Annotated in this window: 24 protein-coding genes; 13 read left to right on the forward strand and 11 right to left on the reverse strand. The window is 64.2% G+C overall.

From position 1 onward, the window contains the following. Nucleotides 1-201: 201 nt before the first annotated feature. Nucleotides 202-4,989, reverse strand: coding sequence for an NAD-glutamate dehydrogenase (locus LB536_RS10865; protein WP_224591810.1), 4,788 nt, complete (start codon nucleotides 4,987-4,989; stop codon nucleotides 202-204). A 136-nt stretch (nucleotides 4,990-5,125) separates the two neighbouring features. Between LB536_RS10865 and LB536_RS10870 the strand changes: the two genes are divergently transcribed. The 3 genes from LB536_RS10870 (at nucleotide 5,126) to LB536_RS10880 (ending at nucleotide 8,174) form a co-directional block, all read left to right on the forward strand. Beyond that, nucleotides 5,126-5,689: a peroxidase-related enzyme gene (locus LB536_RS10870; RefSeq protein ID WP_140811090.1), complete on the forward strand. Its 564-nt coding sequence runs from the start codon at nucleotides 5,126-5,128 to the stop codon at nucleotides 5,687-5,689. A gap of 139 nt (nucleotides 5,690-5,828) precedes the next feature. After that, nucleotides 5,829-7,649, forward strand: a complete 1,821-nt coding sequence (locus LB536_RS10875; protein WP_224591812.1) for an aromatic amino acid ammonia-lyase — start codon at nucleotides 5,829-5,831, stop codon at nucleotides 7,647-7,649. Between the two features lie 198 nt (nucleotides 7,650-7,847). Continuing rightward, on the forward strand, nucleotides 7,848-8,174 hold the full coding sequence (locus LB536_RS10880; protein WP_224591814.1) for a hypothetical protein: 327 nt from the start codon (nucleotides 7,848-7,850) through the stop codon (nucleotides 8,172-8,174). Nucleotides 8,175-8,184: 10 nt separating this feature from the next. Here the strand turns inward: LB536_RS10880 and LB536_RS10885 are convergent, their stop codons facing one another. After that, the gene (locus LB536_RS10885; RefSeq protein WP_224591816.1) at nucleotides 8,185-8,799 is read right to left on the reverse strand and encodes a LysE family translocator; all 615 of its coding nucleotides are present in this window, start codon (nucleotides 8,797-8,799) and stop codon (nucleotides 8,185-8,187) included. A 400-nt stretch (nucleotides 8,800-9,199) separates the two neighbouring features. Here LB536_RS10885 and LB536_RS10890 point away from each other — a divergent pair, with 400 nt between their 5' ends. Further along, on the forward strand, nucleotides 9,200-9,826 hold the full coding sequence (locus LB536_RS10890) for a DUF1062 domain-containing protein (protein WP_224591819.1): 627 nt from the start codon (nucleotides 9,200-9,202) through the stop codon (nucleotides 9,824-9,826). Nucleotides 9,827-9,844: 18 nt separating this feature from the next. Here the strand turns inward: LB536_RS10890 and LB536_RS10895 are convergent, their stop codons facing one another. Further along, a complete protein-coding gene (locus tag LB536_RS10895; RefSeq protein WP_140761666.1) occupies nucleotides 9,845-10,054 on the reverse strand; it encodes a hypothetical protein in 210 nt (69 codons plus the stop codon). A 15-nt stretch (nucleotides 10,055-10,069) separates the two neighbouring features. After that, nucleotides 10,070-11,899, reverse strand: coding sequence for a translational GTPase TypA (typA, locus tag LB536_RS10900; protein WP_027145159.1), 1,830 nt, complete (start codon nucleotides 11,897-11,899; stop codon nucleotides 10,070-10,072). A 198-nt stretch (nucleotides 11,900-12,097) separates the two neighbouring features. Between typA and LB536_RS10905 the strand changes: the two genes are divergently transcribed. After that, nucleotides 12,098-12,379, forward strand: a complete 282-nt coding sequence (locus tag LB536_RS10905) for a hypothetical protein (protein ID WP_224591822.1) — start codon at nucleotides 12,098-12,100, stop codon at nucleotides 12,377-12,379. 313 nt (nucleotides 12,380-12,692) lie between these two features. Here LB536_RS10905 and LB536_RS10910 read toward each other — a convergent pair whose 3' ends face one another. Further along, entirely contained in the window at nucleotides 12,693-13,976 is a 1,284-nt protein-coding gene (locus tag LB536_RS10910; protein WP_224591825.1) for an MFS transporter, read from the reverse strand. Between the two features lie 72 nt (nucleotides 13,977-14,048). Between LB536_RS10910 and LB536_RS10915 the strand changes: the two genes are divergently transcribed. Both LB536_RS10915 and LB536_RS10920 read left to right on the forward strand, forming a co-directional pair. Continuing rightward, the gene (locus LB536_RS10915) at nucleotides 14,049-14,666 is read left to right on the forward strand and encodes a TetR/AcrR family transcriptional regulator (RefSeq protein ID WP_224591827.1); all 618 of its coding nucleotides are present in this window, start codon (nucleotides 14,049-14,051) and stop codon (nucleotides 14,664-14,666) included. 44 nt (nucleotides 14,667-14,710) lie between these two features. Further along, a complete protein-coding gene (locus tag LB536_RS10920) occupies nucleotides 14,711-15,304 on the forward strand; it encodes a hypothetical protein (RefSeq protein ID WP_224591830.1) in 594 nt (197 codons plus the stop codon). A 9-nt stretch (nucleotides 15,305-15,313) separates the two neighbouring features. Here the strand turns inward: LB536_RS10920 and ppa are convergent, their stop codons facing one another. From ppa to LB536_RS10945, 5 genes are all read right to left on the reverse strand, one after another. Beyond that, nucleotides 15,314-15,847 (reverse strand): inorganic diphosphatase, encoded by a 534-nt coding sequence (ppa, locus tag LB536_RS10925; RefSeq protein ID WP_140503932.1) that lies wholly within the window; start codon nucleotides 15,845-15,847, stop codon nucleotides 15,314-15,316. A gap of 191 nt (nucleotides 15,848-16,038) precedes the next feature. Next, nucleotides 16,039-16,545: a GNAT family N-acetyltransferase gene (locus tag LB536_RS10930; RefSeq protein WP_224537337.1), complete on the reverse strand. Its 507-nt coding sequence runs from the start codon at nucleotides 16,543-16,545 to the stop codon at nucleotides 16,039-16,041. A 143-nt stretch (nucleotides 16,546-16,688) separates the two neighbouring features. Continuing rightward, the gene (locus LB536_RS10935) at nucleotides 16,689-17,327 is read right to left on the reverse strand and encodes a TPM domain-containing protein (protein ID WP_224591833.1); all 639 of its coding nucleotides are present in this window, start codon (nucleotides 17,325-17,327) and stop codon (nucleotides 16,689-16,691) included. A 9-nt stretch (nucleotides 17,328-17,336) separates the two neighbouring features. Continuing rightward, nucleotides 17,337-18,188, reverse strand: a complete 852-nt coding sequence (locus LB536_RS10940) for a TPM domain-containing protein (RefSeq protein WP_224591835.1) — start codon at nucleotides 18,186-18,188, stop codon at nucleotides 17,337-17,339. A 178-nt stretch (nucleotides 18,189-18,366) separates the two neighbouring features. Beyond that, nucleotides 18,367-19,005, reverse strand: coding sequence for a LemA family protein (locus tag LB536_RS10945; RefSeq protein WP_140761642.1), 639 nt, complete (start codon nucleotides 19,003-19,005; stop codon nucleotides 18,367-18,369). A 163-nt stretch (nucleotides 19,006-19,168) separates the two neighbouring features. Between LB536_RS10945 and LB536_RS10950 the strand changes: the two genes are divergently transcribed. The 6 genes from LB536_RS10950 (at nucleotide 19,169) to LB536_RS10975 (ending at nucleotide 24,473) form a co-directional block, all read left to right on the forward strand. Then, nucleotides 19,169-19,420, forward strand: a complete 252-nt coding sequence (locus LB536_RS10950) for a hypothetical protein (RefSeq protein ID WP_140761639.1) — start codon at nucleotides 19,169-19,171, stop codon at nucleotides 19,418-19,420. A 13-nt stretch (nucleotides 19,421-19,433) separates the two neighbouring features. Continuing rightward, entirely contained in the window at nucleotides 19,434-20,318 is an 885-nt protein-coding gene (gene pdxY / locus LB536_RS10955) for a pyridoxal kinase PdxY (protein WP_140761637.1), read from the forward strand. After that, a complete protein-coding gene (locus LB536_RS10960) occupies nucleotides 20,315-21,106 on the forward strand; it encodes a DUF429 domain-containing protein (RefSeq protein WP_224591838.1) in 792 nt (263 codons plus the stop codon). The genes pdxY and LB536_RS10960 overlap by 4 nt, the downstream gene beginning before the upstream one ends. A 147-nt stretch (nucleotides 21,107-21,253) precedes the next feature. Beyond that, nucleotides 21,254-21,898: a carbonic anhydrase gene (locus tag LB536_RS10965; RefSeq protein ID WP_224591841.1), complete on the forward strand. Its 645-nt coding sequence runs from the start codon at nucleotides 21,254-21,256 to the stop codon at nucleotides 21,896-21,898. Further along, entirely contained in the window at nucleotides 21,895-22,329 is a 435-nt protein-coding gene (locus LB536_RS10970) for a nuclear transport factor 2 family protein (protein ID WP_224591844.1), read from the forward strand. Before LB536_RS10965 ends, LB536_RS10970 begins: the two co-directional genes overlap by 4 nt. Nucleotides 22,330-22,418: 89 nt before the next feature. After that, entirely contained in the window at nucleotides 22,419-24,473 is a 2,055-nt protein-coding gene (locus LB536_RS10975; RefSeq protein ID WP_224591847.1) for a M3 family metallopeptidase, read from the forward strand. Nucleotides 24,474-24,590: 117 nt separating this feature from the next. Here LB536_RS10975 and LB536_RS10980 read toward each other — a convergent pair whose 3' ends face one another. Beyond that, entirely contained in the window at nucleotides 24,591-26,150 is a 1,560-nt protein-coding gene (locus tag LB536_RS10980; RefSeq protein ID WP_224591850.1) for a M81 family metallopeptidase, read from the reverse strand. Nucleotides 26,151-26,202: the final 52 nt, after the last annotated feature.

Genomic DNA, 26,202 nt, shown 5'->3' on the forward strand with positions numbered 1-26,202 from the left:
TCGCGCCGCCCCTCATTGTCCTGCCGGGCATTTCTCCCCGTGCAGGACGGGGAGAAAGACGCTTTGGCGGGGGATTTCGCGAATTGTCGACGTTACAGAATTGGCGCCTGCCTTGCGGCCAGTTCCCTTCTCCGTCACTATACGGGGAGAAGGTGGCGGCAGCCGGTTGAGGGGCAGCGCCAATCTTTGAGATGACCCGCCTCACATCCCCGTCAGATCGCTCATCAGCCCCGACGCCACCGACAGCCGCGACACGGTGATGTCGCCGCCCTCGGTCAGCGCCTGCAGCCGTTCGCGGATGCGCGCCACCCGCTCACCGCCGGCTTCCAGCCAAGCGGCCACCGGGTCGGCTGCCTTGGCATGGCTGGTGAGCGCGGCGACCGCGATGCCGCGTCGTGCGGCGCCGATCGTGTCGGTGGCGCGGGACAAAGCGAGTTGATCATAATAGTCCGAAGGCGTGATCGAGCGTGCCGCATCCTCGACGCGCGGGATGCGGAAGGCATCGCTGACGGCGAAGAACGCCCTGGCGGCCGCCACGATGTCGGCACCGGCGGTGCGCGCCGTCAGCGCGATGTCGGGGATGAGCTCCGCCGCCTCGCTCATCGCCAGTTGCTCGGCCAGCGTCTCCGGGGCGCCCGCCTTGAACAGCCCGTGCCGCTTCTCCTCGATCCGCTCGCGCGAAAAGGCCGGCAGCAGCGACGCCAGCTTGGGCTCCAGCGCCTTGCGCGCATCCTGCAGTTCGGCGATGCGCTGCCCGAGCGGTGCCGTGCCGGCATCGTTCTTCAGATACCAGCCGCTGCTCATATAGATGAGCCGGCTCACCATCTGATAGAGATCGAGTTGCACCTGGCCGTCTATCTGGTTGTCGAGCGCGTCGATCTCGCGATAGAGCGCCGGCAGTGCAAAGCCGTCGCGCACCACGGCGAAGGTGCGCACCACATCGGCAGCGGTACGCCCCGTTGCTTCCTGCAGCCGATTGACGAAGGACGGGCCGCCGCGATTGACCAGATCGTTGGCGACGACACGGGCGATGATCTCGCGGCGCAGCCGGTGGCCGTGGATCTCGGAGGCGTATTTCTTCGCCATCCGGTCCGGGAAATAACCCATCAGGTCGCGGTCGAAATGCGCATCGTCCGGCACGTCGCTGGCGACGATATCGGAAAACAGCACGATCTTGGCATAGGCGAGCAGCACGCCGAGCTCGGCCCGGGTCAGCGGCTCGCCGCGCGCCTCGCGTTCGGCAAGGGCTGCCGGCGACGGCAGCGTCTCGACCCCGCGATCGAGCAGGCCACGTGCCTCCAGCGCCGTCATGAAGCGGCTTTGATGCGCGATGTCGGCGAGGCCGCGCTTGCGGGCGATCGAAAGCGCCAGCGTCTGCTGGTAGTTGTTGGACAGCACCAGGCCGCCGACCTCGTCGGTCATCTCGGCCAGCAGCCTGTTGCGTGCTGGGCGCGTCAGCGATCCCTTGCGCATGGCGGACGCCAGCGCGATCTTGATGTTGACCTCGACGTCGGAGCAGTTGACGCCGCCCGAATTGTCGATGGCGTCGGAATTGCAGCGGCCGCCATTCATGCCGAACTCGATGCGCGCCCGCTGCGTCACACCGAGATTGGCGCCTTCGCCGATCACCTTGGCGCGCACGTCGAGCGCGGTGATGCGGACGGCATCGTTGGCGCGGTCGCCGACCTCGGCATTGGTTTCGGTCGACGCCCTGAGATACGTGCCGATGCCGCCGAACCAAAGCAAGTCGACCGGCGCCTTGAGGATGGCGGTCATGATCTCGACCGGCGTGGCGGTGGTCCTGGCAAGGCCGATCGCGGCCGCCGCGGCCGCCGGCAAGGTGATCGACTTCTGGCTGCGCGAGACGATGACGCCGCCTTCCGACAGCTTGGTCTTGTCATAGTCCTGCCAGCTCGAACGCGGCAACGCGAACATGCGCTCGCGCTCGGCCATCGAGGCCGCCATGTCGGGATCCGGATCGATGAAGATGTCGCGATGGTCGAAAGCGGCGATCAGCCGGGTCTTCGGCGACAACAGCATGCCGTTGCCGAACACGTCGCCCGACATGTCGCCGACACCGACCACGGAGAAGGGCGAGGTCTGGATGTCACGGTTCATCTCACGGAAATGCCGCTTGACCGCTTCCCAGGCGCCCTTGGCGGTGATGCCCATCTTCTTGTGGTCGTAGCCGGCCGAACCACCACTGGCGAAGGCATCGTCGAGCCAGAAGCCGTGCTTCTCCGAGATGGCGTTGGCGGTGTCGGAGAAGGTCGCCGTGCCCTTGTCGGCGGCGACCACGAAATAGGGATCGTCCTGGTCGCGGCGCACCACACCAGCCGGCGGGATGACACCGTCCAGCCCGATATTGTCGGTGATCGACAGCAGGCTGGAGACGAAGTTCTTGTAAGCAGAGGTGCCGGCCTCGAAGATGGCGTCGCGTCCAGCGCTCATCGGCAGCTTCTTGGGATAGAAGCCGCCCTTGGCGCCAACCGGCACGATGACGGCGTTCTTGACCTGCTGTGCCTTGACCAGGCCGAGCACCTCGGTGCGATAGTCCTGTGCGCGGTCCGACCAGCGCAGGCCGCCACGCGCCACCGGACCGAAGCGCAGATGCAGGCCTTCGACCTCGGAGCCGTAGACGAAGATTTCCCGCCATGGCCGCGGCGCCGGCAATCCCTCGACCGCCCGCGACTCGAGCTTGATCGCCAGCGATTGGCCTTTCTCTTTCGTATCGGCAACGAAATGATTGGTGCGCAGCGAGGCTTCGATCAGATTGAGATAACGGCGGATGATGGTGTCGTCGTCGATGTTGGGCACATCTTCCAGCGCATCCTTGATCTTGGCCTTGAGGTGCTTGGCCGCCACCGCGCCTTCCGTTTCCGCCGTCGGGCCGAGCCGCGCTATGAACAGGTCATGCAGGCCGCGCGCGATCTCGGGATAGCGGTTGAGCGCCGCGGCGATGAAATCCTGGCTTTGCGGAATGCCGACCTGCTGCAAATAGCGGCCATAGGCGCGCAGGATGGTGATTTCGCCCGACCACAGGCCGGCGGTCTGGGCAAGGCCGTTATAGCCGTCATTGTCGACGTCGCCGCGCCACACCGACAGGAACGCGTCCTCGAACAGCGCGCCGCCGTCGGCGAGATCGATCGGCTTGCCGTAGCTGTTCTCCAGTTCCATGTCGTGGATGAAGACCAGGCCCGACTGGTCGTCGCCGACCTCGAAGGTGCGCTCGCTGATGACACGGAAGCCGATGTTCTCCAGCACTGGAACGCGCCGCGACAACGCCACCGGGCTGCCATGGTGATAGATCTTCAGCGCCGCCTGGTGCGTCTTCTGGTCGGCATGGCGGTAGTAGTCGATGGCGATCGGATTGCCGGCGCTGATCTTGGCAATGCGTCCGGCATCGGCCAACGCCACCGCCGCGCTGAACGTGTCCCGGTAGCTCTCCGGCAGCCGCGCGGCGATCGCTTTCAACGCCGGGTCGCTGCCGCTGGCTTCGGCCGCATCGGCGAGCGCATCTTCCCAGGTGCGTACGATGTCACGGATCGCCGCCTCGATCGTCGCCTGCTCGACCTTCGGCGTCTTGCCGCCGGAGCGGCCGATGATGAAGTGCACGCGCGCCAGCCCGCCTTCGGGAAAGGCCGGGTAGTAGGCCGACAGCCGGCCCTCGAACACGGTTTTCAGATAGGTGGCGATCTTCTCGCGCACGACGCTGTCGTAGCGATCGCGCGGGACGAAGACGAGGATCGAGACGAAACGGTCGAACTGGTCGGCGCGCACTAGCGCCCGCACGCGCGGCCGCTCGACCAGGCCGAGAATGGCAGCGGCATGCTTGCGCAGGATCGGCACCGGGACCTGGAACAGCTCGTCGCGCGGATAGCTTTCCAGCACGTTGATCAGCGCCTTGCCGGAGTGGTCGTGGCGGTCGAAGCCCGACTTGGCGATGATGGTTTCGGCCTTGGACCTGAGATACGGGATCTTCATCACCGAGCGCGTATAGGCGGTCGAGGTGAACAGGCCGACGATGCGCAGTTCGCCCGCCAACGCGCCCTTGGCGGTGTAGGTCTTGACACCGATGTAGTCGAGATAGATGCGCCGGTGCACCAGCGACTTGGCATTGGCCTTGGTGACGATCAGCGGCTCCGGTCCGTGCAGGAAAGCACGGATTTCCGGCGTCGTCGTCACCGCCTCGGTACCGCGCCTCAGCACCAGCACGTCGGGGTCGGTCAGGATGCCGAGGCCGGGTTTTTCGGCGCGCTCCAGATTGCCGCTTTCCTCGCCGCCGGTGTACTTGAATTCACGCATGCCGAGGAAGGTGAAATTGTCGTCGCGCAGCCACTCCAGAAAGGCGATGGCCTCGGCGACGCTCTTCTTGTCGAGCGGCACCGCCGAATAGCGGAATTCGGAGATGGCCTGATCTAGCCGGGCCAGCATCGGCCGCCAGTCGTTGACCGCGGCATGGACCTGGCCAAGCATCTTGCGTAGCCGCTCGGTCAAGCCATTTGCCTGCTCTGGCGTCAGCCGGGGAATGTGCACATGGATTACGCTCAGCCGGTCGTGGCTGCCGTCATCCCTGGCGAAATTGCCGTCGCCGAGGATTTCGTCGACACCCGTCTTGCCATGGCGAACCGTGATCACCGGATGGGTGACCAGGGTCGGTTCACCTGCGGTCTCGGTGACCTCGCCGAGGATGGAATCGAACAGGAACGGCATGTTGTCGTTGACGACCGTGATGACGGTCACCGGGCGGCCTTCGCGAACGACGCCCGAATCGGCTTCGACGGCGACGACGCACTCACCCTTTTTGTGGCCGGCAACCGCCCGGCCGGCGAGATCGGCGGCGCGCTCGAGGTCGGCCACGTCATAGGCGGCGATATCCTCCGCCGGAGCGCGGGCGAGCAGGTAGTCGGCGAGCCTTGCCGGTCTGTCCTCGGTCTTCGCCGCAGGTTGCTTCTTCTTCGACTTGACTGCGGACTTCACGCTGGCCATGACGCTTCTTCCCTCCCGTCGTATGCTTTTGCGACTATGGTAGCAGATGACCGCTGTTTGGCGACAAAGGTTTGACGGCTTGCCAAGAATTATCGGAATTCGGCGGCAAGGCATCCCCGACGAGGAGAAATGATCCATGACCGGCAAAATCACCGCGCTTGACCTGGCCTCGGGTGAGCTGAGCGAGCCGACAAAAGCCTATTTCGCCAAATGCGAGGAAAAGCTCGGCCTCGTGCCCAACGTGCTCAGGGCCTATGCCTTCGACGACAAGAAGCTGCGCGCCTTCACCGACATGTACAATGATTTGATGCTGGGCGAATCCGGCCTATCGAAGCTGGAACGCGAGATGATCGCGGTCGCCGTCTCCTCCATCAACCACTGCTATTATTGCCTGACGGCGCATGGCGCGGCGGTGCGCCAGCTCTCGGGCGATCCCTTGCTCGGCGAGATGATGGTGATGAATTTCCGCGCCGCCGACCTTTCCCCGAAGCAGACGGCGATGCTCGAATTCGCCGTCAAGCTGACCGAAGCGCCGGCCAGGATCGTCGAGGCCGATCGTGCGGCCCTGCGCCAGGCCGGATTCAGCGACCGCGACATCTGGGACATCGCCTCGACAGCGGCCTTCTTCAACATGTCGAACCGCGTCGCGGCCGCGATCGACATGCGGCCGAACGACGAATACCACGCCATGGCGCGATAGGGACACGCGCGTTCCGCCATCGGTCCTGGTTTTCATCAAACGTTGACAGGCGCATGCAGCCAGCTAGTTTTCCTTGAAACAAAATTCCGAGGGGTGAACTTGGTGCCCGAAGCCAGAAGCTTCGAGAATGGGAGCCCTTATGCTTGATCGAATCATCAGACCCAGGGTTTTTGTCTGCGCCCTGGTCATGACGCTGGCGCTCGCCGCTCCACCCGCCCATGCCTTCGAGGCGTCGACCGCCTACCAGCCCATTTTCGAAACTGCCGCCGGAAAGACTGTAACGCTGACCGGTCATGACCTGACCGTCGAACAGGTCATCGACATCGCCCGCAACGGCGCCAAGGTCGAGCTCAGCCCCGAGGCGCTGCAGCGTTCGGCCGATGCCTATGGCCTGCTGCTGGAAGGTGCTGCCGAAGGTGTCACGATCTACTGGTTCAACCGTGGCGCCGGCGACCAGCGCGAAACGGTGATCTTCTCCGGCGATCCGACCACCCCGGAAAACACCAAGCTGCTGAAGGAGCAGCAGCTCGCCCGCTTCGAGGGCGGCGTCAACAGAGGCTACGGGCCGGAGCTGCAGGAAGAGGCGCTGGTGCGCGCGATCATGGCGATCCGCGCCAATACCATGTCGTATGAAGCGGCCAGCCCGCAGCTGACGCATATGCTGATCGACATGCTGAACAAGCGGGTGACGCCGGTCGTGCAATCGCGCGGTACGCTCGGCGAAGGCGACCTCGCGACACTCGGCAATATCGGCGCGGCCATGGTCGGCGAAGGCGAGGCCTATCTCGACGGCGTTCGCATGCCGGCCACACAGGCCCTTTCGCAGGCCGGCCTGAAGCCGCTCGAGCCTTTTGCCGCCGACCAGGCCGCGCTGATCAGCACCAATGCCTATGCACAGGCACAGGCGGTGCTTTTGCTGGAGGACGCGCGAAAACTGCTGGAATGGACCGACCTCAGCTTCGCCATGGGACTGAACGGCATGAACTCCAGCGTCACGCCGATATCGGTGCCGGTGCAATCCATGCGGCCTTACCCGTGGCTGACATGGGATGCCGCGAGGATCATGGACATGATCAAGGGCAGCTATCTCTTCGATGACGATGCGGCCCGTGTCATCCAGGACCCGGAAAGCATGCGCGCGTCCAGCCAGCGCCAGGGCTCGGCCTGGCAGGCCTGGGCGGATCTGCGCCAATCCGTGCTGCTCTCCATCAATTCGTCGGATCACAATCCGGCCGTGCTGCCAGGCCTGACGCCGCAGAGTTCGCCGGAGCTGAGCACGCCGCAATTCATGAAATATTACATCAAGGGCGGGCCGCTGAGTAAGGGTAAGTCCGGCTATATCTTCTCCAATGCCAACTGGGATCCTTATCCCATGGCCAATCAGGTCGAGGCTTTCACCATCTCTCTCACCAATCTCGGCGTCGCGGTTGCGCAGCGCATCGAGCGTTTCCGCAACTCCTTCTTCACCGTGATCAAGCCGGCCGATGTGCTGAAGCCCGAAGATCGTAAGGATATCCCGACCTTCGACGGCTATCTGCCGACCGATCTCTGGCAGGAACTGGCCGACCTCGGCACGCCGGTGACACCGAATGGCCAAGCAATCGTCGCCACCGTCGAGGACCTGGAAGCGCAGACCCGCATCAAGACGCAGCGCGCCCGCGAGGCGGTCGACGTGTCGTTCCATTTGCTGGCGCAGGACCTGTTGACGGCAAGCTATTGGATGGAAATCCGCAAGGCGCAGAATCCGCAGCGGAAATTCGGCGAGGCGCCAACCGCGGCACTCGAGGCGCTGCGCCAGGTGATCCCCTGGCACCAGGCGGCGTCGGAACGGCAAAAGCGGCCGCTCGGCGTGGTTGCCTACGATTTCATGCAGGAGAACCCGGCCTCGAAATTCTATTCCGGCGGGCCGCAGGCGCCGAAGAGTGCGGCACTTCCGATGGCCGGCATTCTGCCCAAGTGATGAAGGTCGCCGCAAGGCAGGTATTCAGGAACCGTCGCGCCACCCTTCAGGACGGTTGGGTGGCGTATGGCGGTCCGCTCGCGGGAGCACGAATATTAGCGCTCGCGCATTTTCATTGCCTGCTGGTCATTTTGGTCCGATGATCGGCGGGCGGCATGACCGCATGTCGGTTCGATGCCGCTGATCAGGGAGGAGAGCATGACAAAGTTTCTCTACATCTATCATGGCTCGGGCAAGATGCCGGCGAACGAGGCGGACCGCAAGGCAATGACCGACGCCTGGACAGGTTGGTTCGGAAAGCTCGGCTCGGCCGTGGTCGAGCGCGGCAATCCTGTCGGCATGTCGAAGACGGTGCTGCCCGGCGGCAAAATCGAGAACAATGGCGGCAGCAACCCGACCGGCGGCTATTCGATCATCGAGGCGAAGGACATCGATGACGCTGCCAGAAAGGCCAAGGAGTGTCCGATCCTGATGGACCCGAACTGCAACGTCGAGATCGCGCCGATCATCAACATGATGGGCTGACGCCGCTGCTTTAGGACCGCGCCGCGATGGCCGCCGCGGCACCGGCCATCGTCGTGGCGCTGACGCGGTTGGCGATCTTCATGGCGCGCTTGCTCCTGAGCAGCTTGCGTGCCTGAGAGGCGGCGAGCACCCAGGTGAGATCGATGGCGATCAGCACCACCGCCATGGTCGCCGTCAGTTCGACCCAGCCGACGAGGCTGACCGAAGCGAGGTCGATGATGGTCGGCAACAGCGCCAGGTAGAACATCATGATCTTGGGATTGCCGAGCGTGACAGCCATGCCGGCGAAGAACAGCTTGCCGGCCGAATCTTCTCGCGGCATCTCGCCCTCCCTGGCGTCGACGGGCGCCGTCCACATCTTCCAGGCGAGGTAGGCGAGATAGGCGACGCCAACCCATTTCACGATGACGAAAGCGAGATGGAAGGTCTGCGCCACCACGGCGAGCCCAAACACGGCCAGCGAAAGCCAGATGCCTTCGCCGATCCACATGGCAAGCAGGAACGGAAACACATCCCGAAACCCCTTCGAGATGACGCGCGCGACAAGCGCCGCGATCGATGGGCCGGGCGAACCGGCAGCCACGAAAAGGGCGGCGGCGAAGATCAGCAGCGAGGTGAGGTGCATGGCGAGGGTCTCTGTCTGACAACCTTTGAAGGCAGAATCTAGCGCAAGCGGTCGAGCTTCGGTAGCGCCGACGAAAAGACGCTTGCCGGTCTAGCGTCACGCCGCTAGAAGGGCCGCCGCGAAACAATTTCGAGCTTCACTTTGCCTCAGTAACCGCCGGTCTCGTCAACTCCCCCCGACACACCTGCATGGCGCCGTATCCGCAGTGCCTGTTGCATTTTTCATGTGTTCCTCTGGGCGGCGGTTCGAGACCGGTTTGGCACTGCTGAACCGCTGTCGCGCGCTTTCCGCCAGCGACACCCGACTTCACAATCTCCGCAGCCACCCGCCACGCCGCGCCCGCATGGGCATCTCGACATCGCCGACCGGATGAACTTCCCAACGGGAAGGACCTACCGGCATGTCTTCGGCCCTGCGCATCCACTGGACGATCGCGCCTGAAATCGCACCGCGCCCACTGATCAATTGCAATCGCTGCGGCTTCGTGAAGGCCTATCGTTGCAGCGGGAAATTCCGCGTCAACGCCAACGGCAAGCGCATCGACGTGTGGCTGATCTATCGTTGCGTCGATTGCGACAATTCCTGGAATTTCGGCATTTTCGAGCGCTGCAACCGCCGCGATATCGCGCCGGCACTGTTGGCGGCACTCGAAAGCAATGATCCGGCGCTGGTCCGGAGCCATGCCTTCGACATCGTTGCCCTGCGCAACCAGGTGGGACGCGTCGAAGAGTTCCCTGACGCCGCCGTGCGCAAGCAGGTGATCGGCGAGATGAAGGAAGACGCGACGGCGCTGGAACTCCGGCTCGGTCTGGAAATACCGGTATCGCTGAGGCTCGACCGGCTGCTTGCCAACGAACTCGGCATCTCGCGGTCGCGGCTTCAGGCGCTGGACGAACGGAGGTTGCTGACCGTCGTGCCGGGTGGAGCAAAGGCCCTGCGCAAACCGGTCCGAGAGGGAGAGACAATCCGCATCGATCTCGCCGGCGAATCCGATCGACAGGCCATCATCTCGGCTGCCGGCGGATGAAGCGACAGCGGCTAGGGGTCAGTCGCTCGCTTTTGGAACCGGGCTGATCAACCCCTTGGCCGCTTCGAGATCGCTATCGACGACCTGCACATGGACCAGGCCTTGCTTACTCGTGTCGAGAATGCGATTCGCGAGAGCATAGATCCCATACGCGCTGAGCATCGACACGCAAACTTCGGCCTCCGGTTGATTGTCGAATACGACAGCCGTGACGAGTTTGCCGCTCATTTGCACGGTAGGCCCCTACGCCGCGCCGACCGCCTTGGACGACTTCTCGAAGCGCTTGCGCTCGTTCGGGTCGAGATAGAGCTTGCGTAGGCGAATGGTCTTCGGCGTTACCTCGACCAGCTCGTCGTCCTGGATCCAGGCCAGCGCGCGCTCCAGCGTCATGCGGATCGGCGGCGTGAGCTTGACCGCTTCATCCTTGCCGGCGGCGCGGATGTTGGTCAGCTTCTTGCCCTTCAGCACGTTCACTTCAAGGTCGTTGTCCCGGCTGTGGATGCCGATGATCATGCCCTGATAGACCTTGACGCCCGGATCGATGACCATCGGGCCACGATCTTCAAGGTTCCACATGGCGTAGGCGACGGACTCGCCCTGCTCGTTGGAGATCAGCACGCCATTGGTGCGGCCGGGCAATTCGCCCTTGTAGGGCTCGTAGGCATGGAACAACCGGTTCATCACGGCGGTGCCGCGCGTGTCGGTCAAAAGCTCCGACTGGTAGCCGATCAGGCCGCGCGTCGGCGCGTGGAAGACGATGCGCTGGCGGTTGCCGCCGGAGGGCCGCAGCTCGACCATTTCGGCCTTGCGCTCCGACATCTTCTGCACGACGACGCCGGCATGCTCCTCGTCGACGTCGATGACGACTTCCTCGACCGGCTCCAGCAATTCGCCGTTTTCGCCCTTCTGCATGACGACGCGCGGACGCGAGACGGCGATCTCGAAACCTTCGCGGCGCATGGTCTCGATCAGCACCGCGAGCTGCAATTCGCCACGTCCGGAGACGAAGAACGAATCCTTGTCGGGCGATTCCTCGATCTTCAGCGCGACATTGCCTTCGGCCTCGCGCAGCAGACGATCACGGATGACGCGGCTGGTCACCTTGTCGCCTTCGGTGCCGGCAAGCGGGCTGTCGTTGACGAGGAAGGACATGGTCACGGTCGGCGGGTCGATCGGCTGCGCATGCAGCGCCTCGGTCACCGCCAGGTCGCAGAACGTGTCGGCGACGGTGCCCTTGGACAGGCCGGCAATGGCGACGATGTCACCCGCCTGAGCCTCTTCGATCGGCTGGCGCTCGAGGCCACGGAAAGCGAGGATCTTGGAGATGCGGCCGGTTTCGATCTGGGTGCCGTCATTGTGCAACACCTTGACCGCCTGGTTGGACTTCAGCGTGCCGCTCTCGATGCGGCCGGTGATGATGCGGCCGAGGAAGGGATTGGCTTCCAGGATGGTGCCGATCATGCGGAACGGGCCGGGATGGACGGTCGGCGCCGGCACATGCTTGATGACGAGGTCGAACAGCGGCGCAAGCTGCTGGTCCTTGGGGCCTTCCGGGTTTTCCGACACCCAGCCGTCGCGGCCCGAACCATAGAGGATCGGGAAATCGAGCTGCTCGTCGGTGGCGTCGAGCGCGGCGAACAGGTCGAACACCTCGTTGACCACCTCGACATGGCGTGCGTCGGGGCGGTCGATCTTGTTGATGACGACGATTGGCTTCAGGCCGACCTTGAGCGCCTTGCCGACGACGAACTTGGTCTGCGGCATCGGGCCTTCAGCGGCGTCGACCAGCACGATGGCCGAATCCACCATAGACAGGATGCGCTCGACCTCACCGCCGAAATCGGCGTGGCCGGGGGTGTCGACGATGTTGATGCGGGTGTCCTTCCAGTCGACCGAGGTCGCCTTGGCCAGGATGGTGATGCCGCGTTCCTTTTCGAGATCGTTGGAATCCATGGCGCGCTCGGCGACGCGCTGATTGTCGCGGAAGGAGCCGGACTGTTTCAAAAGCTGGTCGACCAGGGTGGTCTTTCCATGGTCGACGTGCGCGATGATCGCGATATTACGGAGGTTCATGATTCTGGTCTCGGAAGCGTTGCAGGCAGCAGGCCAAAGGCGCTGCCTCTTTCGGTTGCGCGGCTCATACAGGGTTTTTCGCAGTTGCGAAAGGGGACGCGCGACACCAAATACTCATCAAATCTTAAGCATCTGCGTGTGAAATGATTTTGTTAACCAAGGCGGGAACCTTTTCAGGGCCCGGGCAGTTCGAACGTCATGACCGATAAACTCAACCGATTTTGGCCGCTGATCGCGTCCGCCGCCTTTTCCGTCCTGCTGGCGGCCAACGCCGCGCAGTCGGCCGCAACGCTGAAGGAAGCGCGGTCCGTCCTGCCGGCTGATGCGCCTTCCGCGCAGCAGGCCTTTGCCGACGCGCCCGACGGCGTCGACCCGGTGGTGACCGGCCCGGTCAGCGCCGCCTTCAAACAGAGACAGGCCAGCGCCAGCTGCGATACGGCGGTCTGGCCTCACATTCCAATGGCCTGCTATCCCGACTGAGACGCCTCGCGCTGCCCGCGCCGCCGCCAATCTCCCCCCCTCGTGGGGGAGATGTCCGGCAGGACAGAGGGGGGCGCCGTAGAGCGCCACCCTTTGAGTTTTGCCGGCGCTGAAAACCTGCGTCGGCGCCCTTCGGAACATTTGCAGGAAAATCGTGTAGCAGCAGGAAATTCGGTCGGCTCGGTTACGCTACAAGACGCTGAGCCGATCCAGCGGTTTGTTGAGAAAGGTCGGCGGGACAGCGCCCCCCTCTGCCCTGCCGGGCATCTCCCCCACAAGGGGGGAGATCGCCAAATTCGCCTGCCGAGCCGCCCTATGCCGCCTGCGGTTCCGGATCGAAGGCCGGCCGGCTGGTGTTGATCAGGAGCGAAATACAGGCCGCGGCGATCGCGGTCATGCCGGCAATCAGGAACGCCAGTTCGTAATTGCCCTGCAGTTCACGCATGGTGCCGCCGAAGGCCGCGGCGGTGGCGGCACCCACCTGGTGGCCGGCGACGATCCAGCCGAACACGATCGGCCCGCTGCGGTCGCCGAAGGCTTCGTTGGCCAGCCGCAGCGTCGGCGGCACGGTGGCGATCCAGTCGAGGCCGTAGAGCACGGCGAAGATGATCAGGCTGGTTGCCGAAAAGCCGGAATAGGGCAGGTAGATCAGCGACAGGCCACGGATGGCATAGTAGACGCCGAGCAGCTTGCGGGGGTCGTAGCGGTCGGTGAGCCAGCCCGACAGCGTGGTGCCGATCAGGTCGAAAATGCCCATCATCGACAGCAGGCCGGCGGCCTGCACCTCGCCAATGCCCATGTCGCCACAGAACGCGATCAGATGCGTGCCGACCAGTCCGTTGGTGGTGAAGCCGCAGACGAAGAAGGTGGCGAACAGGTACCAGAACACCCGCGTGCCGGCGGCGCGGCGCAGCGTGTTGAGCGTATGCGCAAGGAAATTGCCTTGCGAGGCCGGCGACACCGGCGGCACATCATCCGCCTCGGCGCCATAGCGCACCATGCCGATCGAGGCCGGGCGCTCCGGCACCAGCAGCCAGACCAGAGGGATCAGCGCCGCTGTGGCGATCGCGACGGCGATGACGACAGGCTGCCAGCCGCCAGCCTGGGCAAGCGAAGCGATCAGCGGCAGGAAGACCAGCATGCCGGTGGCGCTGGAGGCCGACATCAGCCCCATGACAAGGCCGCGATTGGTCTTGAACCAGCGGTTGACGATCGTGGCGCCGAGCACACTTGCGACGGCGCCGGATCCGATGCCGGAAAAAACGCCCCAGGTGATGAACAGATGCCAGGGCTTGGTCATCAGCAGGCTGAGCGCGGTCGAACCCGACATCACCACCAGCGATGCAAGCAGCGTGCGGCGCAGCCCGATGCGCTCCATCAGCGCCGCGGCGAACGGACCGGTCAGCCCATAGAGCAGGATGCCGACACCCGCGGCCAGCGAGATGGTGTCGCGCCGCCAGCCGAAACTGTTTTCCAGCGGCAGCATCATGACGGAGGGCGCGGAGCGCAGGCCGGCCGCGATCAGCAGGCAGAGGAAGATGACGCCGACCACGACGAAAGCGTAGCGCTGGCCAAAGGGACGGGATTGAGCTATCATGTTACTGACCGGTACGTTGCAGGATGGGAATGTATACGTACCGATCGGTAACATTGTCAATCGAGTCCCATGATGCCAACCGACAAAAATATTGAACTGACCATCAGCGACGGTCATGCATCGGCACCACCCAAGGCCGCCCAGAAGATCCTCGATGTTGCCTATGACCTGTTCTACCGGCGAGGTATCAGGGCGATCGGCGTCGACGAGATCGTCAGGCGCGCCGGCGTTACCAAGCCGAGCCTCTATCGCAGCTTTCCCTCCAAGGACGAACTGGCCGCCTCCTACCTCAGGCAATACGATCTTGAATACTGGGAGCGTTTCGATGAAGCCGTTGCGGCCAATCCCGGCGACCCGCGCGCTCAGATCAAGGCTTTCCTGACCCGCATCGGCAAGCGAACGCAAGTGGCGGACTATCGCGGCTGCGGCATGACCAATGCGGCGGTCGAATATCCAGACCACAGCCATCCGGCCCGCGTCGTCAGCGAGGCAAACAAGCAGGAATTGCGCCGCCGCCTGCGCGCCATGGCGGCTGCGATGGGCGCACAGGACCCTGACACACTGGGCGACGGGCTGCTGCTGCTCATCGAAGGCGCCTATATCAGCGGCCAGTTGTTCGGCCTCGGCGGACCGGCACAGTCGGTTGCCCGCAACGCCGACCTGCTGATCGAAGCGAGCTTGAAGAAATAGCCATTGGCGATACGCTGGGACGACCTCCAACGGAGATCTCCGCGATGCGCAGCCTGTTGATCCCGCTCACCTTCGCCGGCCTTTGCCAGGCGGCACAAGCGGGCGAGATATCCAGCGTCTACACCGACCTCGACTGGAAGAAGGACTGTGTGACTTATGCGCAGGCCGAGCAGGGCGACGGCGACTGGGCCGACCTCGCCTGCTCCGGCTATCGCGGCTATTCCGTGCTGATCGGATATGACGATGCCCGCGAATCGCTGTTCTACGGTTTTCCGCCCGGCGGCGACTTGACGTCCGCCTGGGAGAGTTTTTCGGCCTTCAATTCGTCCGCGGCCAAGGTCGAGTGGCGCATCGAAACCAATGGCGACAAGACCGTGCCATTCGCGGTCATCCACCGCCGCTCGATCAGCAATCCCGAGGACGAGACCAAGAAGACCGAGGTGCTGCTCGTCGCCAAGGTCGCCCAGATGGACGTCCGTGACGGCTGCACCGTCGGCCTGGTGGTGGCCACCGGCAATCCCATTGCCAACGACCAGGCGCGCAAGATCGCCGATGAGACGGCGAAAGGCTTTGCCTGCGGCAAGGACAAGCGCGTGGTGGTCGGCAACGTGCCGGCTTTCGGTCGGGTCGATAACTGACCGCTCGAGCTACTTGCTCGCCTTTGCCCGGTCGATCGCGTCCATGATCATCTTCTTGGCGTATTTGGAATCGTGCCAGCCCTCGATCTTGACCCATTTGCCGGGCTCGAGGTCCTTGTAGTGCTCGAAGAAGTGCTGCACCTGCTGGCGCGTGATGTCGGGCAGCTGCGTGTATTCGGTGACGTTCTCGTAGCGCAGCGTCAATTTTGGCGACGGCACCGCGATGATCTTCTCGTCCTGGCCGGCATTGTCTTCCATGATCAGCACGCCGATCGGCCGCACGTTGATGACGCAGCCCGGCACCAAAGCGCGCGTGTTGCAGACCAGCACGTCGATCGGGTCGCCATCGCCCGACAGCGTGTGCGGCACGAAGCCGTAATTGCCGGGATAACGCATCGAGGTGTGCAGGAAGCGGTCGACGAACAGCGTGCCGGCCTCCTTGTCCATCTCGTACTTGATCGGCTCGCCGCCAATCGGCACCTCGATGATGACGTTGACGTCGTCAGGCGGATTCTTTCCAGTGGCTATGGCTTCGATGCGCATGGCTTTTGTCCCTCTCTCGATCGGCAGGAGATAGCGGGCGGCGCAAAATGGTGCAATGCGGCGAATGGTGCTTAAATGCATCCCGCGAGACGCGACGGCGTTCGACGTGTTCAATCATCGGCACAAGATGTTTCAGCGCCGTGATTTTGCGTGAGTCGGGGACTTCGCCTTCCCCGATCATCCCCCGGCGGTCACTCCCAGATGAAAGCGACCTTCTTCAGCGCCTTCTGCTCGAAAATCTCGACGCCTTCGGCGATGTCGCGGCCGCCAGCCCCGGCATAGAAGGCCAGTGCGTTCTGGTTGTCTTCCAGCGCCCACACCACCATGCCTTTCAGCCCGTGGTCGGCGAGACGTGCCCTGGCTGCCGAAAACAGCCGTCTGCCGAGACCGATGCCCTGATATTCCGGGCGCAGGTACAATTCGTAGATTTCGCCCTGCTGCTTGAGCTCCTTGGCGCGGTTCTTGCCGATCGTCGCATAGCCGGCGATCGTGCCGCCGATCTCGACGACCAGCACGGTGGCGGCGCGGCGGATGGCATTCGCCCACCAATCGGCTCCCCGGCGGTTGATCATCGACGTCAGAGTACGGTGCGGAATGATACCGGAATAGGCGCCGCGCCAGGCTTCCAGGTGCACCTCGGCAATGGCGCCGGCATCGCGCGGGTCTGCCTTCCGAATGTCGATCGTCAGCGTATTCATGATTTGTTAACCATAAACCCGCGTTGCCCGATTGCAAGAGTCGGGGCGACCGATGGTCCGCTTTCGCACAGACGATCATGACGCTGGCGACATCCGGTAAAGCCTGTCAGGAATCCGGCTGAGGAGCGGTTGCAGGCGAGCTTTCAGATTTCGACCAGATGGTCGTCAAGCTCGTTGGTATCGCCCGGCGTGACCGGGAAGTGCTCGGCCAGCACCGCCCCGACCTGCTCGATCGCCTTGACGAAACCGTCGGCAAGCCGGTCGTCGCCGGCATGCGCGGTCAGATCGCGCACCACGCCGTCCCAGACATGCTGGCCGACCTTGGCGTCGATGCCTGAATCGGCGACCACTTCGGCGTAGCGCTCGGCGATCGAGACGAAGATCAGCACGCCGGTGCGCGCCGTGGTGCGGTGGACGTTGCGGGCGAGGAACTGTTTGACCGCATTGGCGTGCGCAGCCTGATAGCGCAGCCGCCGCGGCACCATATGGATGCGCAGGCCGGGCAGCGTCCACAGCAGGGCAAGCACGCAGGCCAGCGCCAGCAACTCGGCGATGACGAAATGCGGCAGGCGGATGGTGAGCCACCAGGCCTCCAGCCCATAAGTAACCGCGAGGCTGACGACCAGCATGCCGAGCGTCGCCATCAAGGCCGCAGGGGCGAAATAGCCATCGCTTGCATGCGCCACGACGCAATAGATCTCGCCGTCGGTCCTGGATTCCGCCGACCGGATCGCAGCGGCGATGCGTTCATGATCCTGTGGGCTGATCGGTCGTGTTGCCATGATCATGTCTCACCAGCTTCCTGAAGAACCGCCACCGCCGGACGAGCCGCCGCCACCCGAAAAGCCTCCGCCACCTGAAAACCCACCCCCGCCGGACGACCAGCCACCACCACCCGACGACCATCCACCGGACGACCGCCGGTGCGGCTCGAAGGTCATGCCGAGCCAGCGATAACGTCCGGGGCCGAGCTTCTGGCCGAAGATCGGCGGCAGGACCGAGGCCGCGATGCTGCCGAAGAAAATGATCGCCCAGATGCTGACGAAGACGGCAAAGAACAGGTCGTCGGAATTGAACGGCGCCTGCTCGTTGCGCTTGCCGCGCGCCTCCAGCTCCTCCGGATTCCCCTCCAGCACCATGATCATGTCGTCGACGGCCTTCGAGATGCCGCCGGAGAAATCGCCGGCGCGGAAGGCCGGCACCATGTCATTCTCGATGATCAGCCTGGTGTGCAGGTCGGTCAGCGTGCCTTCCAGCCCATAGCCGACCTCGATGCGCATCTTGCGGTCGTTGGGCGCCACCAGCAGCAGGACGCCGTTGTTCTCCTTGGCCTGGCCGAGCTTCCAGAAGCGGAACAGCCGGTTGGCGTAGGGTTCGATCTCCTCGCCGCCGAGGCTGGGGATGGTGGCGACGACGATCTGGTCGGAGCCCTTGGTTTCGAAATCGGCCAGCTGCTGCGTCAGCGCCGCCTTGGTCGCGGCATCGATGATGCCGGCATTGTCGACGACGCGGCCCGTGAGCGCCGGCAGATCGGCAGCGAAGGCGGTTAGGGGGAGGAAGAGTATGCTGGCAAGAAGGCCAAGAAAGGAAAGGTAGGTGTTCCGTAGCGCCCCCCTCTGTCCTGCCGGACATCTCCCCCTCAAGGGGGGAGATTGGATGTCATCCAGGGTTTCGCCAATCGTCAAGGTTTGAGACTGGGAGCCGACCGCAAAGCTGCCAATCTCCCCCCTTGAGGGGGAGATGTCCGGCAGGACAGAGGGGGGTGTTTGCATGCCAGCGATCCGTCTTTTCGCGGAATTTATTCCGATGACTTTTCGCCGTTCACCCGCCCTGCTTCGTGCCGAAATCGACCTTCGGCACCTGCATCTTGTCTTCGTCGACGGTGAAGTTCGCGAAAGGTTGATTGCCGCGGAACCAGAGCGTCGCCCATAGCACCGAGGGGAACGTCCTCAGCGTCAGATTGTAGTCCCTGACGGCCTGGATATAGTCGCGCCGCGCCACCGCGATGCGGTTCTCCGTGCCTTCGAGCTGCGCCTGCAGCGCCAGGAAATTCTGGTTTGCCTTGAGGTCGGGATAGGCCTCCGACACCGCGATCAGCCGCGACAGCGCGCTGGTCAGCCCGGCCTGGGCATCCTGGAACTTCTTGAGGGCTTCCGGATCCTTCAGCGTTTCCGGCGTCACCGTGATCTGCGTCGCCTTGGCGCGCGCCTGGACAACGGCGTCGAGCGTGTCCTTTTCGTGCGAAGCATAGCCTTTGACCGTCTCGACCAGATTGGGGATGAGGTCGGCGCGGCGTTGATACTGGTTCAACACCTCGCTCCATGCCGCCCTGGCGTTTTCTTCCGCCGTCGGGATCGTGTTGTAGCCGCAGCCGGCAAGCAGCGGCAGCACGATTGCCATCATCAGGAAGGCGGGCAGCGTGCGGAATGGCGATGGTCGAGCAAGGCGCTGGGCAAGCATGATGGGGGTCCCTCGATAGAAGTTGCAGGCGAAGCATTAGCACAATCGGCGCTCAAGAAAACGGCCCCGACCCCTGCAGCAGGCTCGGCGTATATCGTGCCGCGCAAGGCCCTGTGATTGGCCGCGCGAACGCGATAAGGTCCGATCAGAACGGGACATCATCATGGCGCGACGCCAGGACAGTGACAGCGAATCGCGCCGTATCCTCCAGCGCGTCGCGCAGGAGACCGATCCGGCCGGCAACTCTTTCGTGGCACGGACGACGAAAGGCATGCGCGACCATGTCTCGGCGGCCGATGCCGACCGCACGGACCCGATCGAAGTCTGGGGCACGCGCGTTGGCAGGATACTAGGCCTGCTTCTGGCGCTGGGCCTGATGGTCTGGCTCGTGCTTTTCCTCACCCGGGGCAGCTAGGAATCAAAAAACAATGAGCGCCGAAAAAACCGACGCGCCGCGCGCGGTCATCGTCATTTCCAGCCATGTCGCCCGTGGCTCCGTCGGCAACCGCGCCGCCGTCTTCGCGCTGGAGACGTTGGGCTTTCCGGTCTGGGCCGTGCCGACAATCATTCTGCCCTGGCATCCCGGCCATGGCCGGGCGACCCGCATCGTGCCGCCGCTCGACCAGTTCAAGGCGCTGATGGCCGATCTGGAGCGCGCGCCGTGGCTGGGTGAGGTCGGCGCCGTGCTGTCGGGCTATCTCGGCGAGCCCGGCCAGGCCGAGGCGGTCGCCTCGCTGGTCGCCGCGGTCAAGGCGAGGACGCCCGATGCCATCTATATCTGCGATCCGGTGATGGGCGATTCCGGCGGCCTTTATGTGCCCGAGCCCACCGCCGCCGCCATGCGCGACCGGCTGATGCCGATCGCCGATATCGCCACCCCCAACCGCTATGAGCTGGAATGGATGGCCGGCGCGCCGCTGCCCGACCTGAAATCGGTGATCTCGGCGGCACTCCATGCCGGACCGCCGACCATGCTGGTCACCTCGGCGCCATCGATGATTTCAGGCGGCACCGGCAATCTGCTGCTCGACGGCACCCAGGCGCTGCTGGCCGAGCACCGCCTGATCGACAAGCCGCCGAACGGTCTGGGCGACCTGACCGCGGCCGTCTACCTGGCGCGCATCCTGTCCGGCCAGCCGGCGATCAAGGCGCTGCAGTCGACGACCGCGGCGGTCTACGAGATCCTGGCGCGCACGGCAAAACGCGGCGGCGACGAATTGCAGCTCGAAACCGATGCGCAGAGCCTGTCGCACCCGATGGCCATGGTCCAGCTTCGCCACCTCACGCATCCGGGGCGGGACCGCCGGGCGTGATCCCGGCCAAAGTTGTGCTCGTCGGCGTCGACGGCTGCAAGGCCGGCTGGATCGCCGTGCTGCGCGAACCCGGTTCGACACCTCGTAACCCGGACGCCGCACCTTCGGTCAATGTTTTCCCCACCTTCGCTGCCCTGCTGGCGGCGATCCCCGATGACGCGATTGTCGCCGTCGACATGCCGATCGGTTTACCGGAATTTTCGCAAAGGGGCGGACGCGGGCCGGAAGCGCTGGTGCGGCCGCTGCTCGGCGCGCGCCAGTCCAGCATCTTTTCGATCCCGTCCCGCGCCGCGCTCTATGCCGACACCAGCGGCTTCACCACGATGGAAGCCTGGTACGCGGCACACATCAGGGCAAGCGATGTGGCCAGGACCACATCCGATCCACCGCGCGGCGTTTCCATTCAGGCCTTCGGCATCTTCTCGAAAATCCGCGAGATCGACGCCTTGCTGATCACGCGGCCTGAGCTGCGCGGTCGCGTCTTCGAATCGCATCCGGAAGTCGCCTTCTGCCGTCTGAATGGCGACCGGGCCATGCTGTTGCCGAAGAAGATCAAGGGCAGCGTCAATCCGGCCGGGATGGCGGAACGCAAGGCGCTGCTTTGCCGGCACGGCTATGACATGGACTTCCTCGACCAGCCGCCGCCACGTGGTGCGGCCGCCGACGATTTCCTCGATGCGACCGCGATGGCGCTGATCGCCGGCCGCATCGCCAGCGGCGAAGCAAAACCGTTTCCCAACCCGCCGCTCGCTGACGGTTTTGGCATACCGGTCGCCATCTGGGCGTGACAAAGTCGGCGGGCGTCCCGCTTTGGCGCATGGCATTTATGACTAGCCCCCGCAATTCTGCATTGCTCGCAGCGGGTTTTTACCGTTAGAGCCTTTCGTCGACGCCAACGAGCTGCCGCCTCCAACCCGGAAAGGCCTTAGCCGCCCATGCCTCATCTTCCCGACCATCTCCTCGCCGGCTACCGCAATTTCATGAACGGCCGCTACCTCACCGAGAGCGGCCGCTATCGCGAGCTCGCCCGCGAAGGCCAGGCGCCCGAGACCATGATCGTCGCCTGTTGCGACTCGCGATCCGCGCCCGAGGCGATCTTCGACGCCGGCCCCGGCGAACTCTTCGTGCTGCGCAATGTCGGCAATCTGGTGCCGCCTTACGAACCGGACGGCGAATTCCATTCGACCTCGGCCGCGCTCGAATTCGCGGTGCAGAGCCTCAAGGTCAAGAACATCGTCGTCATGGGCCACGGCCGCTGCGGCGGTATCCGCGCCGCGCTCGACACCAACGCCGCGCCGCTGTCGCCCGGCGACTTCATTGGCAAATGGATGAGCTTGATCGCGCCGGCCGCCGAGACGGTGTCGGCCAGCACCTTCATGACGGCGACGGAGCGCCAGACGGCCCTCGAGCGCATCTCGATCCGCTATTCCCTCGCCAATCTCAGGACCTTTCCCTGCGTCTCGATCCTCGAGACCAAGGGGCGATTGTCGCTGCACGGCGCCTGGTTCGACATTTCGACCGGCGAGCTCTGGGTGATGAACAAGGAGACCGGCGATTTCGAGCGGCCGGTGCTGGAATGAAGGGGGCGGCGCGCCCGCTGATGGACGTCAGGCCGGTCGTTTTCACGGCAGCCTTATCGCTGTTGGCGATCATGGCCGCTCGCGCCAATGACCGCGCCATCATCAGCCGCTGGTATTCGGCTCTGCTGGTCGCCGATCGCACCGAGTTGGCGGACCTGCTCGCCGACGACGTCCGCATCAAGCTCGACGATCTCGGCGTCGTCCAGAGCAAGCAGGAATTCATCGCCTCGCTCGACGAATGGAAAGGCGCGGTTGCCGGGGCCGCTATCCGGCACCGCATCGAGAAGAGCGAAGGCGGGGTCACCACCGTGATCGCCTGCTACGATTTCCCCCACAATGACATGCTGATGCAGGAAACCTTCGCGGTGAGCGACAACCGCATCACCGCCAGCTCGCAGGCCGCGATCGCAGAAAACTGCGAGGGCTACTGAGCGGAGCGGCCAACTGGCATATTGCGGGCCCGCGGACCGCGTCCTACATCGGTGACACCCTCCTTCCTGATGCCAGCGAAAGACCCTCCATGCCCTCCACGAAAGTCGTCGATCTCGCCGCCCATCCATTGACCGCGTGGCGAGACCCGCTCGGCCTGCCCGATTTTGCCCATATTGGCGACGGTGACTTTTCCCCCGTCTTCGACGCCGCGCTGAAGGCGCATGAGGCCGAGATCGACGCGATATCAGGCAACAAGGATGCGCCGACCATCGAGAACACGCTTGCAGCGCTGGAACTGGGCGGCGAGGCGCTCGATCATGTCTCGTCGATCTTCTGGTGCCGCGCCGGCGCCTACACCAACGAGACGATCCAGGCGCTGGAGCGCGATATCTCGCCGAAGATGTCCAGGCACTTCTCGGCGATCTCGATGAACGAAAAACTGTTTGCCCGCGTCGACGATCTCTACCAGCGCCGCGAAGCCCTGAAACTCGATCCCGAGACGCTGCGCGTCCTGGAGAAGACTTGGAAAGGCTTCGTCCGTTCCGGCGCCAAGCTCGACGCCGACGGCAAGATACGATTGGCCAAGATCAACGAGGAGCTGTCGTCGCTCGGTACGACTTTCGGCCAGAACGTGCTGGCCGACGAGCGCGACTGGGCGCTGTTCCTCGACGAGGCCGACCTCGTCGGCCTGCCGGAGTTCGTGAAAAGCTCGATGGCCGAGGCCGCCGAGATGCGCGGCCAGAAGGGCCGCTACGCAGTCACCCTGTCGCGCTCGATCTATGAGCCGTTCACCACCTTCTCGGAACGCCGCGACCTGCGCGAGATCGCCTATCGCGCCTTCACCATGCGCGGCCAGAATGGCGGTGCGTCCGACAACACGACCGTGGTGCGCGACATGCTGAAGCTGCGCGCCGAGAAAGCGAAGCTGCTCGGCTACGCCTCCTTCGCCGCGCTCAAGCTCGACGATACCATGGCCAAGACGCCGAAGGCGGTGCATGCGCTGCTCGACCCGGTCTGGGAAAAGGTGTTGGAGAAGGCCGCCGCCGATCAGAAGGAGCTGGAGCGTCTGGCGACGGAAGCCGGCAGCAACGAAAAATTCGCCGCCTGGGACTGGCGCTTCTACCAGGAGAAGCTGCGCGCCGAGAAGTTCGCTTTCGACGAGGCGGAGCTGAAACCCTATCTGCAGCTCGACCGTGTCATCGATGCCTGCTTCGACGTGGCGACGCGGCTGTTCGGCATCACCTTCGAGGAGAAGAAGGGCATCGCCGCCTGGCATCCGGACGCGCGCGTGTTCCTGGTCAAAAATGCCGACGGCAGCGAGCGCGGCCTGTTCCTGGCCGACTATTTCGCGCGGCCTTCGAAGCGTTCCGGCGCCTGGATGAGCGCGCTGAAGTCCGGTTACAAGCTCGGGCATGGCTCGAAGCCGGTGATCTACAACATCATGAACTTCGCCAAGCCGCCGGCGGGCGAACCGGCCCTGCTGTCGGTCGACGAGGCGAAGACCTTGTTCCACGAATTCGGCCATGCGCTGCATGGCATGTTGACCGACGTCACCTGGCCGTCGGTTTCCGGAACCTCGGTCAGCCGCGACTTCGTCGAATTGCCCTCGCAGCTCTACGAGCACTGGCTGACGGTGCCGGCGGTGCTGGAAAAGCACGCGCTGCATGTCAAGACCGGCAAGCCGATGCCGAAGGCGCTGCTCGACAAGATGCTGGCCACGCGCACTTTCGGCGCCGGCTTCGCCACCGTCGAATTCACCGCCTCTGCCTTGATCGACATGGCCTATCATGCGCGGCCCGATGCGCCGGATGCACCGCTTCGTTTCGAGGCCGAAACATTGGCAACGCTCGACATGCCCGACACGATCGCCATGCGTCACCGCACCCCGCATTTCGGTCATGTCTTCTCCGGCGACGGTTACTCGGCCGGCTATTATTCCTACATGTGGTCCGAGGTGCTCGACGCCGACGCCTTCGCTGCCTTCGAGGAGACGGGCGATCCCTTCAACCCGGCGCTGGCCGAGCGGCTGAGGAAGAACATCTACGCCGCCGGCGGCTCGAAGGACCCCGAAGAGCTTTACACCGCGTTTCGCGGCAAAATGCCTTCGCCGGAAGCGATGATGGTCAAGCGGGGATTGGTGTGATTAGCCGATCTCCCCCCTCGTGGGGGAGATGGCCGGCAGGCCAGAGGGGGGCGCTGTCCCGCCGACCTTTCTGTGAATCGCGATTTCGACCTTCGTTGGTTTCTTGTTGTCCCAAGACTATCGGCGCCGCGATCCTTCGCGCCCCCCTCTGCCCTGCAGGGCATCTCCCCCACGAGGGGGGAGATTGGCAGGGTCGCCCGCGGCACCTGCCCAAGGATCAGCCACCCGTGGCCACACTGGCCGGGTCAGCTTGGTATAATTCGTCGCCGCCGGATTGCTGGGATACGAACTCGGCGCCGCGACATAGATGATCTCGGCGGCGATCGGCTCGAAGCCGGCGTAGAAATGGTTCGTCGACTTGATCAGCAAAATGTCTTTCGACAGCGGATCGACGCCGATGTTGGAAAAGACATCCGGCTCGAAGGTCTGCGTGCGGTTGGTGTTCAGGATCACATCGACCTCAGTGCCCTCGATGCGCACCACCGCTGACGGTCCCAATGTCACGCGGCTCGGTCCGAAACTCTGCCAGCCTTCGCTGACAGCCTTCAGCACCTTGACGCGCGCGTCGATCGGCTCGCCCGCCTGTGGCCCGGCCTTGCCGCCGAAACGCAGGTCGATGACCGCGCCCTCGCCGGCCGCCTGGCAGAAGGTCACCGCGATCGGATCCCAGATCGTCGCCACGCCGACGCTGGTGATGCCGCGCGCCAGGAGGTCGCGCAGCACGATGGTGCCGTCGCCCGGCACGCCGCCGCCGGGATTGTCCCAGATGTCGGCGATGACCACCGGCTTGCCCTTGCGCTGCGCGCGCACCGCGAGCGCGCGGTCGATGCCGTCGGCCGCACTCAGCATCGCCATCGCCGTCGTTTCGCGCATGGCATAGAGTTCGCGTCCCAGCCGCTTGGCCAGCGCATCGCCCTTGGCCTTGTCATCGTCGGTGACGACCAGGATGCGCGTGCCCATTTCCGGCACGTCGGCGGCCATGAAGCCGTGGATGACCGAGACCGACAGCACTCCGTCCTTGCCGTGCAGCGCCTTGATGCGGTCGACGAAGGAACGCATCGGCTCGCGGCTGGTCGGCAGCACCTGGATCATGCGGCAGTCGAAGGTCGAGATGACGGGCTTGATCTCGCCGCGCACCGCGGCAAGCCCAAGCTCGACGACGTGCTCGCCGCGCTCGTAGAAATCCGTGTGCGGGAATTCGAGGAAATAGGCCATGATGTCGGATGCCGCCACGCGCTTGGGCGTCAGATGGCTGTGCGGATCGAACTCGCAGGCGATCACCACCTCAGGCCCGACGATGCCGCGCACGCGCTCCAGCAGGTCGCCCTCGCAATCGTCATAACCCTGCGCCACCATGGCGCCATGCAGGCCCAAAATGACGGCATCGACCGGAAGTGCCGTCTTGAGCTGGCCGAGGATCTCGTCGCGCAGCGCTTCGTAGGTCTGCCGCTGCACCAGGCCGCCGGGCTCGGCCCAGGTCGCGGTGCCCTCGATCACGGTCAGGCCTTCGGCGACCGCGCGACGGCGCAACGCGACGATCGGCGAGGAACAAAGCGTCGGCGTTTCCGGATGCTTGCCCGGCCCGGCATAGAACGCCATCTCGAACGAGGCCCGGTCGGTCGGCACCGGCGAGAAGGTGTTGGTTTCGGTCGCCAGCGAGGCGGTGAAGATGCGCATGAAAGCTCCGTAGACTTCTTGTTTGGCGCAATTCCGGACGGAAAATCACTGC

Origin of the sequence: Mesorhizobium sp. ES1-3 (assembly GCF_020164795.1) — a bacterium.
GTDB lineage: Bacteria > Pseudomonadota > Alphaproteobacteria > Rhizobiales > Rhizobiaceae > Mesorhizobium.